A 13,447-nucleotide genomic window follows, 5' to 3' on the forward strand; every position below is an offset into this window, starting at 1 on the left:
CACGCCTCCGCAATAATCTTGATACCGGCTAGGGCCGGATCGGTATTAATCAGCCACAGAATCGGCGGTATTTCTAGAGGTTCGCCCGTTATCCCCCGCGAGAGCACCGATGCAAGATCAAAGCGAAAACCATCCACATGCATCTCCAAGACCCAGTAGCGCAGACAGTCGAGAATCAGATAGCTGCTGATCGTACTGGTCTTGAGCGTGTTGCCACAACCACTGTAGTTCTTGTAATGGGCCTTATCGTCTTCAAGAATGTAGTAAGACTCATTGCTCAGCCCCCGAAATGATAGCGTTGGTCCCTCGTGGTTGCCTTCAGCTGTGTGATTGAACACAACGTCTAGAATCACCTCTATGCCTGCTTTGTGCAAGGCTTTGACCATATCTCGAAACTCATCCACGGGGCCAAGGCCGGTTTTATTAGCGCTATAGCCCCAGTGCGGAGCGAAAAAGGCAACCGAACTATAGCCCCAATAGTTCTCTTTTCCAGCTGGGGCATCACTATCGTCAAACTGTTGTACAGGCATCAGTTCTACTGCTGTGATGCCTAGCGACTTTAGATAGGGAATCTTTTCGATCAGACCAGCGTAGGTGCCTCTCTTTTCAACCGATAGTCCTGAATTAGGATGTTGAGTAAATCCGCCAACGTGCAGCTCATAGATAACTGTTTCGGCATAGGGCGTTTGTGGGTGTACGTCGTTCTCCCAATCGTATTGCCCAGTGTCAACGACGACGCTTCTTAGCGCCTGGGGGCAGTTGTCAAAAGGGGTGCTAGCCGCCTGACGAGAGTAGGTCGGCCAGCCAACAACTAAGCGAGCGTAGGGGTCTATCAAGACCTTGTTACGATTGAACCTTAGTCCGCGCTCAGGCGCGTAAGGGCCATCGACCCGATAGGCATACACCTGATTAGCCGCCAGCCCTTCTACAAAGATGTGCCAGTACTGAAACGTTTTGTTCTTCTCAGGGTCTAGCCAAATCGTTTTGTAGGGCCAAAGCGACGCTGGCGAATCAAACAGCAATAGCTCTACAGCGGTAGCATCTTTGGCATAGAGACAAAAGTTCACACCATTCTCTCGAACCGTGGCACCCAAAGGAAAACTGTTCCCAGGCTGAACGATCAAATTTATTTTGAGGCGCTGTTTTGAGACTAAGTCGGAATAGAGCATTCGGCGCGACTTGAAGAGAGAATTAGCACAGGTCCAAGGGGTAGAGTTAGACAGCAGATTTAGAGGGTAGCTTCAAAGTAGCCGTGACCATATCGCCCAGACGATGGCGCTCAATAGCGAAGCCATGGCGACGGCAGAGCTGTTGCATTTGAATGTTTTCAGGCAAAATTTCGGCCACAATCTGATCAATACTTTCTTGTTCAGCTACTGTGATTAACATTTTCATTAGCTGGCTGCCAATGCCCTGACTCTGGTGGCGATCGCTCACTAGCATCGATAGCTCGACTATTTGCGTTCCGGGTAGCTGGCTGAGCCGACCGACTGCTAAAATCTCTCGCCTGTCTCCTGTACCGGCTTCTACCACCAACGCTATCTCGTGGTCGTAGTCTATAAAGCAAATACGCGTTAGCCGCTCATGAGCTGTGCGTCCGCTCAGCTTAAACATATGGGCATAGCGCATATACACGCTCTCATCAGAAAGTGTTTGGTGAAACGCCACAATCAACGGTTCATCCTCTGGCTGAATCGGGCGAATCATGACAGATTCTCCTGTTTTAAGCGTCCACTGAGCCTCGTACTGGTGAGGGTAGGGGCGAATAGCCGGCTTGGGTAAGGCTTCTAGCAGGGTATCGGGAGGGTGCAAGATGATGCGAGCATCAAGGGCGATCGCACAGCGGCGATGTCCCTGACCGGCCAATTCCTCATCAACGGGTGTTATCCGTAAAGGATTGATGTCAATTTCTTTGATCCAAGGCTGTTCAATCACCAAACGGCTAAATCTCACCAGCAGTTGCTCTAATTCGCCTAAGTCCACCGCAGCCCGTCCGCGAACGCCACGCAGCGCCTTGTATATCTGAGTGCGCTCCATCATTCGGCGAGCTAGCGTCGTGTTTAGAGGCGGTAGACCCAGGGCCCGATCTTGAAAGACTTCTACCAGCTCACCGCCCAAGCCAAACAACAAGACAGGACCAAACTGGGGATCGATACTGCTGCCTAGAATTAGCTCATAGCCTTCTGTGGGCACCATCGGCTGCACTGTCACACCTAGGAAAGCACCGGGTTCTGTACTAACTGAGGCTACAGCTTGCTGAATGGATTTAAAGGCCGCCAGTACTGCCTGATCATCTTTCAAATTTAAGTAGACACCGCCCACGTCTGTTTTGTGAGTGATGGTTTGTGACCACAGCTTCGCTACCACCGGATAGCCGATAAACCGGGCGCAGTCGACTGCGGCTTGCGCCGTCGTAGCTGTTTGGCTAGTTACAGTAGGAATCCCATAGGCATTGAGCACCATCTGAGATTCCATCTCGGTCATTATTGTTCTGTTGTCCAGGCGGACGCGCTCAATCAAGGTTTGGGCGACCTCTGCTTGAGCGATCTCTTGAGCAAATGCCGGCGTTTCATACAGGCTGTGCAGATTGCGAGAGTAGCGCCACATTTGCGTAAAAATGCGAGCCGCCGTGTCCGGATAGGAGAGGGTAAAAATACCCGCTTGGTTGAGTAAATCTTCTCCTGGCTGTACCGTTTCTTGTCCCATCCAGGTAGCTAGCATCGGACCGCCATCCGCTGGTCGCAGCGACTGAATCTTTTCGGCAGTGCGCTGTGGATCGGTCATGGCCTGAGGAGTCAAAATCACCAGCAAGCCGTCGCTATTCGGATCTTTGGCAACAACTTCTAGTGCCTGCTGATAGCGCTCGGGCGTAGCATCCCCTAAGATATCAATCGGATTGTGATGACTCCACTGAGCGGGCAAACACTCGTCTAAGGCCTGTTGAGTTTCAAGAGAGAGCGCTGCGAGCTCACCGCCGTTGCGAATCAGAGCATCGGTAGCAAGTACGCCCGGACCGCCAGCATTCGTGACAATCGTGAGGCGGTTGCCCTTCGGCCGAGGCTGCTTGGCTAGAATCTCTGAGAGATTAAACAAATCATCAATCGTATCTACTCGAAGCACGCCGCAGCGCCGAAAAGCAGCGTCTAATACTTCATCACTGCCCGTCAGCGCGCCGGTGTGTGAAGCAGCAGCGGCGGCGGCAGCCTGAGTACGGCCTGCTTTAATGACGATAATTGGCTTCGTAAAAGCGACTTCTCGTGCAGCCGATAAAAACGCCCGGGCGTTACCAATCGATTCCATGTAGATTACGATGCTGTCGGTCTTAGGATCGTCACCTAGATAGTTGATCAGATCTCCCCAGCCCACATCGAGCATCGAGCCCACAGATACAAACGCGCTGAAGCCAACATTCTCTCTAAAGCTCCAGTCTAGTATGGAGGTGCAGAGGGCGCCGCTTTGACTGATAAAACCAACGTTGCCTGGATTTGCGATCGCACTTGCAAACGTACCATTAAACCCGACATGAGGATTCATCACGCCCAAACAGTTTGGTCCAATCAGTCGCATCCCCGAGGCTCTAACTAAGCTTAAAATCTCTTCTTCTAAAGCGATCCCCACCGCGCCGACTTCCTTGAACCCGGCCGAAACAACAATCGCACCTCTCACCCCAGCCGCTACACAGTCTCGAATTACACTGGGTACAGCGGGCGCTGGAACAGCAATAATCGCTAGATCAACAGATTCTGGCACATCACCTAGGCGATGGTAAGCTTTGATCCCCAATACGCTAGCTCGTTTAGGATTCACTGGATAAACCGTTCCGCCAAAAGGATTACGAATCAGGTTCCACAGTAGCCGACGACCAACACTAGTAGGTTTATCAGTAGCACCAATTAGCGCAATCGACTGAGGATTAAAGAAAACATCTAACGGTTGACGGCGCGTGCGCAGAACGTCGTGAGCCGGATCAGAACGCAGGGATAGTACAGAAGTCATTGAGTCTCGTCCTAATCGGGAGATTTTGCAGTAAAACTCTCTATAAACACGCTAATGTGCTTATTCAAGATCGGATGGTCAATCAATAGAGAAAAGTCAATAAATCACTTTGCTTCAATCAACAACTCTACCTTCAGTTCGTAAAGGTATAACGGAACGGGAAATAGCGCTAACCAAAAAGACGTATGCCCCAACGAGCGCTCAACTTTCGATTAGCGCTCTATCGAAGGGCCAATATCTCAACAAGGCACCAACAATAATCAGAACCAACAATAATCTAGATGTTTTTTCCAGATATCTTTAGGCTTTATTTGTAGGCTAGAACTCAGGCTAAGAAAGCAATGAGTAAAGTTGCTGCCTCATACCTAATAATCAATAATATTTGCAAAGCCACTCCCAATACTAGCGGAAGATTTCAAAAGCAGGACTTGGTTTTGATGACATTGTTGTTTGATGACATTCTTAAGAAGACGGTGCGATCCAAATTCTCTCGTGTAGATTATCGTTGAACACATTAAAGCCAAAGTAAAGCCAAAGTGCAGGGTTTAAGATCTGCTCAACGACAGAACAAAAGTTTTAAGATACGGTCTATAGAATACGGTCAGTACGTAGTTTATCTGCCTACAGAAGTCTTTGAAGAATTCGTTCTAGCTCTTTTTGTAGTCTTGTATACACGAACCGATTAATCACAGTTAGTTAATCACAGTTAGTGCTCTTTGATTAGGACTTTATTCTCTATCGGTTTTCTCTATAGTGCCTATAGATGGTTATTTCGAAGAAAAAAGTGCTACATAGACAAAGTGATATATTCCTGTTGCTTGTGAGTCTTCGATCTAGCTGTTTAAGGTCTAGCCTTTTGCAACCCCTAATGACGCCATACCTGAACCAAAGGCGATGAATTATGATCAATCCTTCTACAACCCAACCTTCTCAAATAGCATCTTCCCCAGCAAGTCAGGCTAAGGTAAGCCAAGCTAAAGTCAATAGTCTTGATGCCTTAGAGATGCTCATCTCATCTGTGAAGGCTGCCCAGATTGAATATGCTAGCTATTCACAAGAGCAGGTCGATCATATTTTTAAGATGGCTGCGCTTGCTGCCAACACAGCCCGTCTACCTTTAGCTAAGCAAGCCGTTGCAGAAACAGGTATGGGCGTTGTAGAAGATAAGGTAATTAAGAATCACTTTGCCTCTGAGATTATCTACAACAAATACAAGCACGAGAAGACCTGCGGTATTATTGAATCCGATCCTACGTTTGGCATTCAAAAGATCGCTGAGCCAATGGGGATTTTGGCAGGGATTGTACCGGTTACTAATCCAACCTCTACAGCCATCTTTAAAACCTTAATTGCTCTCAAAACTCGCAACGCAATTATTCTCTCTCCTCACCCTAGAGCAAGAGAATGTACTATTGCCGCTGCGCGCACCGTATTGGAAGCAGCCGTTAAAGCTGGCGCACCGGCTTCTATCATTGGCTGGATTGATCAGCCTTCGATAGAACTTTCTCAAGCACTGATGAGTCATAACGCAGTGAGCTTGGTGCTAGCCACAGGCGGTCCTAGCATGGTAAAAGCGGCTTACTCTTCGGGGCATCCTTCTCTAGGCGTTGGGGCAGGTAACACACCTGCACTGATCGATGAGAGTGCGGATTTAAGAACAGCAGTATCGTCAATTCTACTGAGCAAAACATTTGATAACGGCATGATCTGTGCCAGTGAACAGTCTGTGGTGGCTGAAAGCACAGTTTATGAAAGTATTAAAGAAGAGTTCTTGAGCCGTGGTGCTTACTTTACGACACCAGAAGAGCAACAGCGACTAGCAGACAAAATCTTATCAAACGGTCGACTGAATCCAGAGATTGTCGGGCAGCCGGTGGCTAATTTAGCGAAGATGGTGGGCATTCAGGTTCCTAAGGATACTCGCGTTCTAATTGCTGAAGTTGAAGAGATTGGCCCCGATGAGCCGCTGTCCTACGAGAAACTAACACCGATCTTGGCAATGTATCGGGCAACAGACTTCGACGATGGTTTAGACAAAGTTCAGAAGCTAGTGACCTTTGCCGGGCGTGGCCATACAGCGGTACTATATACCAAACCAGATAATACTGACCATATTCAACAGTTTGAATCACTGGTAGAAACCAGCCGCGTGCTGATCAATACGCCCGCCTCTCAGGGGGCGATTGGCGACCTTTATAACTTTAGGCTCGATCCATCTTTGACACTGGGTTGTGGGAGCTGGGGCGGTAACTCGCTGAGTGCAAATGTGGAACCGCGCCACCTGCTGAATGTGAAGACGGTGGCCGAGCGAAGAGAGAATATGCTGTGGTTCCGGGTGCCGCCGAAGATCTACTTCAAGTCGGGATCGCTACCGGTCGCTTTGAGTGAATTGAGCGATCGCGAACGAGCCTTCATCGTCACCGACAAACCGCTATATGACCTAGGTATGACCAACATGGTCGAAGAAACACTAGGCAGCATCGGCATAAAAAGCCAAATTTTCTATGACGTAGAACCCGACCCATCATTGGATACAGTCCAGCGCGGGGTGGCGATGATGCAGCAGTTTCAGCCAGATGTGATCATCGCTATCGGCGGCGGTTCGCCGATGGACGCGGCCAAGATTATGTGGCTAATGTACGAGCATCCCGACATCGCTTTTGACGGCTTAGCAATGCGATTCATGGATATTCGCAAGCGGGTGTACGAGCTGCCACCGCTGGGTGAAAAAGCAATTCTAGTAGCGGTGCCGACCACATCTGGAACAGGCTCAGAGGTTACGCCGTTTGCCGTAGTCACTGACCGCAAAACTGGCATCAAATATCCGCTGGCCGACTACGCTCTAACGCCGACCATGGCCATTGTTGATCCAGACCTAGTGTCGAACTTGCCAAAGTCGCTGACGGCCTTTGGCGGCGTAGATGCGCTTACCCATGCCCTAGAAGTCTATACCTCTGTGATGGCTTCTGAATTCACTAACGGGCTGGCACTAGAAGCGATTCAGCTAATCTTCAAATATCTGCCTCGGGCCTATAGCAATGGTGCTAATGACCCCGAAGCCAGAGAGAAAATGCACTACGCCTCTACCATTGCGGGTTTGGCGTTCGCCAACGGCTTCCTAGGCATTTGTCACTCGATGGCACATCAACTAGGAGCGACTTTCCACATTCCCCATGGACTGGCAAATGCGCTAATGATCTCTCATGTCATTCGATACAATGCCACTGATGCGCCCTTCAAACAGGCTACCTTCTCGCAGTACAAGTATCCGAATGCGAAGTGGCGCTACGCCCAAGTTGCCGATCATCTGCACCTAGGCGGCACCACCGATGATGAAAAAGTGAATCGACTAATCGGTGCGATCGAGCAGCTCAAGGCGCAGGTAGATATTCCAACTTCAATTTCAGCCGCACTCACCATTCCGGCTGATGAGTTCTATGCTCAAGTAGATGCCATTGCCGATCATGCTTTCGACGATCAGTGTACGCTAGCAAACCCACGCTATCCGCTGATCAGCGACTTGCAACAGCTCATCGTGCAAGCGTACCGAGGAGATTCTCCTTTAGTCGTAGGTGGTTTCACAGAACGCTTTCAAGCAATTGAAGAAGAAACAGAATCTGAGGCAAAAACCGTTGTTTGAACAATCGTTTTACCAACCGAAGAGATAAGCGTTTTATGGTTACGATCTGACAGAGCGAACGAGAGCGAACAACGGCTAGAGCGTATGAGAGTAGGTCCGACATCATAAAGATGACAGCCACCCTCATACGCTCTTCCTGATCTATCACAGATAATCGTCTGTTGAATTATGATCTGTGCAGATTGGGTAAAACAGAACCCGAAAGGGGCTCGCTACTCGAATGAGCGGGAAGCCTCGGAGCTTTCCACAGCTTCTTCTCGCAGCTTCCAATCGGGATGATAAGTCTGTAGGGTTTTCATATATTGGACCCGCTCAAAGGCGCTGGGATTAGGGCAGTTTAGCTGGCTCATAGTACCCTGTAGCTGGGCCACAGAAGCGTACTCGTACTCCTCCATCCAACAGCTTAGCTCCTGTTCGATGCGGCCTAAATAAGTCACATCACGCCGCAATAGAATGCTTACCAATTGAGTGACCTTAGCCCCCGCCATCAATAGGCGAACGACGTCCTGGGCGGTTTGGATGCCGCTAGTGGCCGCTAGATCCACCTCTATTCGGCCATGGAGTAGAGCGATCCAGTGCATCGGTAGCCGCAGTTCATGAGGAGAACTTAGTAGTAGATTGGGTTTGACATCTAGGTTTTCGATGTCAATGTCGGGCTGGTAAAACCGATTAAACAATACCAGACCATTAGCTCCCGCCTCCGTTAGTCGCTTGGCCATATTGGCAGTGCTACTAAAGAAGGGACTGAGTTTGACTGCCACTGGCAGGTCAACCTGTGCCTTCACCCACCGCACAATCTCCAAATACTGTTCTTCCACCATAGCCCCGGTACAATCAAGGTCGGTGGGGATGTCGTAAATGTTGAGTTCAATGGCATCAGCCCCTGCCTGCTCCATGTCGCGAGCATAGTCCACCCAGCCTCCTATAGAGGAGCCATTAAGACTGGCGATGACGGGAATGGCCAAACTTTCCTTGGCCTTGCGAATGTGTTCTAGGTAGTGGTCTGCTTCCACATGAGAGAAATTAGCTTCCGGAAAATAGGTAAGCGACTCGGCAAAGCTATGGGTGCCATGTTCTAGGTGGTAGTTGAGTTCTAAGGAATCTTGATGGATTTGCTCCTCGAACACAGAATGGAGAACAATGGCGGCCGCCCCAGCATCTTCCAGCCGTTTGAGAGTCTCTAACTCTTCACTCAAGGGGGCAGCAGCGCCCACTACTAAGGGGGATTTCAAGGTTAAGCCTAAATAGGTTGTTGCTAAGTCCATGAAAAACCTCTAGATGACTGAGCTCGGGGAGTGCCGAACGGGATGACTGAGTATAGAATTACTGCGTTTGGGTAGGCCGAGCTGCTAAGTATTGGTACATCTGCCAGCGGTTATCGACATCTACCTGGGCATCTTTGAGTAGTTGTTTAGCTGCATCAGGATTACTGCGGGCCAACATCTTAAAGCGGTTTTCGCTATACATGGTGGCTTCCACTGGCAGCGTTGGCGTACGGGAGTCTAGCATTAGAGGACTATCACCTAAATCGCTGCGGCGGGGATCGTAACGATACAACAACCATCGCCCGGAATCTACCGCCATTTTCTGTTGCTGCAGGCCCTTTTGCATGTCAATGCCATGAGCAATACAGTGAGAATAGGCAATGATTAAGGAGGGGCCTTCATAGGATTCCGCCTCCAAAAACGCTCGTAGGGTATGTTCATCCCGCGCACCCATAGCGACGCTGGCCACATAGACATTGCCGTAGGTCATGGCCATCAGTCCCAAGTCTTTTTTAGGAGCGGGCTTACCGCCAGCGGCAAATTTGGCGACGGCGGCTCGAGGAGTAGCCTTAGACATTTGCCCCCCTGTATTGGAGTAGACCTCGGTATCTAGCACTAAGATATTCACGTTACGACCGCTGGCCATAACGTGATCTAGACCGCCATAGCCAATATCATAGGCCCAGCCGTCACCTCCAATTAGCCACACGCTTTTCTTCACTAAATAGTCTGCTAGGGACTCAAGACTTTGCAGCTGTCGGCTAACGACGGGAGATATCTCTGCTTGGTTACGCCATTGGGAGAGATGGGTTTTGAGCTGTTCCACACGCTGCCGCTGTTCTACGATGTCGGCTTCATCCATCTGGGCCGCGCCAATTAGCCCCTGAACCAAATCTGTTGGTAGCAGGGAGGCTTCAGACGCTGCTAGGTTAGTTAGCAGACCGATGGCCTGATCAATATGTTGATCGATGGCAATGCGAAACCCCAGACCAAACTCGGCGTTGTCTTCAAACAGAGAGTTAGCCCAAGCAGGCCCTCGTCCATTGGTATTTTTGCTCCAGGGGGTGGTGGGTAAGTTGCCGCCGTAGATGGAGGAACAACCGGTGGCATTAGCCACTAACATGCGATCGCCAAACAACTGAGTGGCCAGCTTAATATAGGGGGTTTCGCCACAGCCAGCACAGGCTCCAGAGAACTCGAATAAGGGCTCCTGCAGCTGCTGCTGGCCAATCTTCTTCAGGTTTAGCTGCTGGCGATCGGGATTGGGCAATTCGAGGAAAAAGTCCCAATTTTTTCGCTCTTGCTCCCGCAAAGGTAGCTGGGGCTCCATGTTAATCGCTTTGCGTTTGGGTTCCAATTTGTTTTTGGCAGGACACACATCAATGCAGATTGCACAGCCGGTGCAGTCTTCAGCTGCCACCTGAATCGTAAACTGCAGGTCGGACCAGGCCCGATCTCGAGCAGAGGTGCTTTTGAAGCTGTCCGGAGCGGATGCGAGCTGTTCGGGTTCATATACCTTGGCTCGAATCACGCTGTGGGGACATACCATCACGCATTTGCCACATTGGACACACACATCCGGATCCCAGACCGGAATCTCCGCCGCCACATTGCGTTTTTCCCACTGGGTGGTGCCCGTAGGATAGGTGCCATCGCAGGGCAAGGCACTGACGGGCAGATCGTCACCGTGGCGGGCCATCATCGGACCCAACACATCCCGCACAAAAGCAGGAGCAGAAGCCATCGCCGTAGAGAATCTAGCAGATAAAGCATCAGAGACACCAGTAGAGCCACTCTCTTTAGAGATACTCTTTGCTGCCACAACTCCTACGGTCGCTGGTTCTAGCTGAGTTCCAGTAGGCACTTCAAAGAGATTTTCCAAGGTGCGATCCACTGCCTGCAGGTTCATCTCCACCACAGCTTTTCCTTTTTTGCCGTAGGTCTTGTGAATAGACTTTTTAATCTGCTCAATGGACTCCTCTTGGGGCAGCACGTTCGCCAAGGCAAAGAAACAAACCTGCATCACCGTATTGATGCGGCCCTTCATACCAGCTTCACGGGCTACTTTGGCACCATCAATGCCGTATACTCGCAGCTGTTTTGCTTGAATAATCTCCTGGAGCTGAGTCGGTAAGCGCCGCCAGGTTTCCACCGGGCTAAACGGACTGTTAAACAATACCGTTGCCCCCTGTTTGGCCGCACTGAGCACCTCATACTTATCGACAAATTCCCACTGGTGACAGGCAACAAAATTAGCCTGTTCCACCAGATAGGTAGAGCGAATCGGATCGGGACCAAAGCGTAGATGGGAAACGGTGACAGAGCCGGACTTTTTAGAATCGTAAACAAAATAGCCCTGAGCGTAATTGTCAGTGTTGCCGCCAATGATTTTGATAGAGTTTTTGTTGGCCCCGACCGTGCCATCGGAGCCTAAACCATAAAAGATAGCTCTCACGACAGAATCAGGCTCAATGGTGAACTCAGGATCAACCGTCAAAGAGGTATGAGAGACATCATCGATAATGCCGACCGTAAAGTGATTTTTGGGTTTGGCCTGGGCTAGGTTATCAAAAACTGCTTTGACCATAGCCGGGGTAAATTCCTTTGAGGAAAGACCGTAGCGACCTCCAACCACCCGAATGTCCAGCCGACCCTGTTCTACCAGAGTATTAACCACATCCTGGTAGAGAGGTTCTCCTAAACTACCGGGTTCCTTAGTGCGATCTAGCACTGCTAGTGTCTGAACTGACGCCGGTAGCGAAGCGATGAAAGATTCGGCACTCCAGGGGCGATACAGTCGTACCTTTATGACACCAACTTTTTCTCCTTTCGCTACCAGATAGTCCACTGTTTCATGGACAGTCTCGCAGCCAGAACCCATCAGTATGACCACCTGTTCGGCCTGGGGATGGCCATGGTAGTCAAACAATTTATAGCACCGGCTCGTGATTCGGTTAAAGTCATCCATGGCAGCCTGAACCTTGGCTGGACAGTGCGCATAGAAGGGATTGACCGTTTCGCGTGCCTGAAAAAACACGTCTGGGTTTTGAGCGGTCCCTCGCAGTACGGGCCGGTCGGGTGTGAGTGCTCGCTCCCGGTGAGCCAACATACCAGAGGGATCTAGTAGGGCGCGTAGATCTTCGTCCTTAAGCAGCTCGATCTTTTGCACCTCGTGAGAAGTGCGGAAACCGTCAAAGAAATGGAGGAAAGGAATGCGGGTATCAAAAGTGGCGCGGGTGGCGATCGCGGCCAAATCGTGAGCTTCTTGTACCGACGCTGAACACAGCAGCGCACAACCCGTCATCCGCGTGGCCATCACATCGCTATGATCGCCGAAAATAGACAGGGCCTGGGCTGCCACTGAGCGGGCCGCAATGTGGATGGCTGTAGGAGAGAGTTCTCCGGCAATCTTGTAGAGATTGGGAAGCATTAACAACAATCCCTGAGACGCTGTAAATGTTGTAGTTACCGCCCCCGCCTGCAATGAACCATGGAGAGCACCCGCTACCCCTGCCTCACTTTGCAGTTGCACAATGGTCGGCACACTTCCCCACAAATTAGGTTGTTCCATGGTAGACCAAGCATCAGCCCACTCTGCCATGGGAGAAGACGGCGTGATTGGATAAATCGCTACCACCTCATTTAGACGGTAGGCTACCCGAGCTACCGCTTCGTTACCATCTAATGTTGCAAATTGGCGAGTTTTCATGATGACAGCGCCTCCAATTGAGTGAGTTCTTGTCTTGTTTGCTGAGATTCTGCTTCATTCAAAATGCTGAGGGTAACAACCCATGACAACAATCACGAGCACATAGGTTCCAAACACACAGGTTCGAAAAATCACTTTGGCAAGACTTGACCTATCGAATGGTGCTGGCAAGGTGAGCCCTTTCCACTCAGCGCACCACCGTCACCATAACAACGCTCAGCATACTTTCTGATAATCTCCATATGCTATAAGTAGCTAGCGCGTTTATCTGTCGTTTTAGTAACGGTTTTAAACATCTGTTGCTCTTTACTTAAAGAGGCTTTTAGAAGCGGCTGACGCGACTCAAATACTTTCGCGCTCAAATATCCTGTTTCTAAACATTCTATTTATCAAAGAAAATTCCTAGAAAAGTACAAGCCGCTTAGTGGCTTAGTGCCATGATACAAACACACAACAAACATCAAACAAATACGCAAACATTGATGAGGTTGTTTCTGTAGCGCTTAGGACTATAGGGCTAGGAGCTGTAGAGTTGAGGGTAGAAAACTATCAACTCTACAGCTCTTAGCAGAAGAATTTCTTTGATAAGTCAGCGTTACTTAACTTATCTCGGAGGGCTAAACCATTCTGCTCTGCTAGACTGCTGATTGAAATGCATCCAAGTTTCACAGAGCCAGTTTTGTAAGGCCAGCTTTAAAGGGCCAGTTTTATAAAATTTGTTTCTCAGATTCTGAGTTGAGTGTTTGATATTCGAGATCACCAAATTGGGATAAGCAATGAGTTGGTATTTTCCATTGAGTTTACAATAGATGAAAATCTATTCTGTTTCTAGAAATC

At 49.7% G+C, this 13,447-nt stretch carries 5 protein-coding genes; 1 reads left to right on the plus strand and 4 read right to left on the minus strand.

From position 1 onward, the window contains the following. A partial coding sequence (locus tag S7335_RS00845) for an alpha-amylase family glycosyl hydrolase (protein ID WP_255346445.1) occupies window positions 1–1,094 on the minus strand: 1,094 nt, incomplete at its 3' end. A gap of 121 nt (window positions 1,095–1,215) precedes the next feature. After that, entirely contained in the window at window positions 1,216–3,996 is a 2,781-nt protein-coding gene (locus S7335_RS00850) for a bifunctional acetate--CoA ligase family protein/GNAT family N-acetyltransferase (protein WP_006455386.1), read from the minus strand. Window positions 3,997–4,897: 901 nt separating this feature from the next. Here S7335_RS00850 and adhE point away from each other — a divergent pair. Then, window positions 4,898–7,636, plus strand: coding sequence for a bifunctional acetaldehyde-CoA/alcohol dehydrogenase (adhE, locus tag S7335_RS00855; RefSeq protein ID WP_006456695.1), 2,739 nt, complete (start codon window positions 4,898–4,900; stop codon window positions 7,634–7,636). Between the two features lie 212 nt (window positions 7,637–7,848). Here adhE and S7335_RS00860 read toward each other — a convergent pair whose 3' ends face one another. Beyond that, the gene (locus S7335_RS00860) at window positions 7,849–8,901 is read right to left on the minus strand and encodes a dihydroorotate dehydrogenase-like protein (RefSeq protein WP_006453727.1); all 1,053 of its coding nucleotides are present in this window, start codon (window positions 8,899–8,901) and stop codon (window positions 7,849–7,851) included. A gap of 58 nt (window positions 8,902–8,959) precedes the next feature. After that, on the minus strand, window positions 8,960–12,610 hold the full coding sequence (gene nifJ, locus S7335_RS00865; RefSeq protein ID WP_006453655.1) for a pyruvate:ferredoxin (flavodoxin) oxidoreductase: 3,651 nt from the start codon (window positions 12,608–12,610) through the stop codon (window positions 8,960–8,962). Between the last annotated feature and the right edge of the window lie 837 nt (window positions 12,611–13,447).

The sequence above is a fragment of the Synechococcus sp. PCC 7335 genome, from assembly GCF_000155595.1.
Classification (GTDB): Bacteria; Cyanobacteriota; Cyanobacteriia; order Phormidesmidales; family Phormidesmidaceae; genus Phormidesmis.

Bases quoted from the DNA above. Each gene is read 5' to 3' on its own strand.
- S7335_RS00850 (WP_006455386.1), bottom strand. From the start codon at position 3,996: ATGACTTCTGTACTATCCCTGCGTTCTGATCCGGCTCACGACGTTCTG.
- adhE (WP_006456695.1), top strand. From the start codon at position 4,898: ATGATCAATCCTTCTACAACCCAACCTTCTCAAATAGCATCTTCCCCA.
- S7335_RS00860 (WP_006453727.1), bottom strand. From the start codon at position 8,901: ATGGACTTAGCAACAACCTATTTAGGCTTAACCTTGAAATCCCCCTTA.
- nifJ (WP_006453655.1), bottom strand. From the start codon at position 12,610: ATGAAAACTCGCCAATTTGCAACATTAGATGGTAACGAAGCGGTAGCT.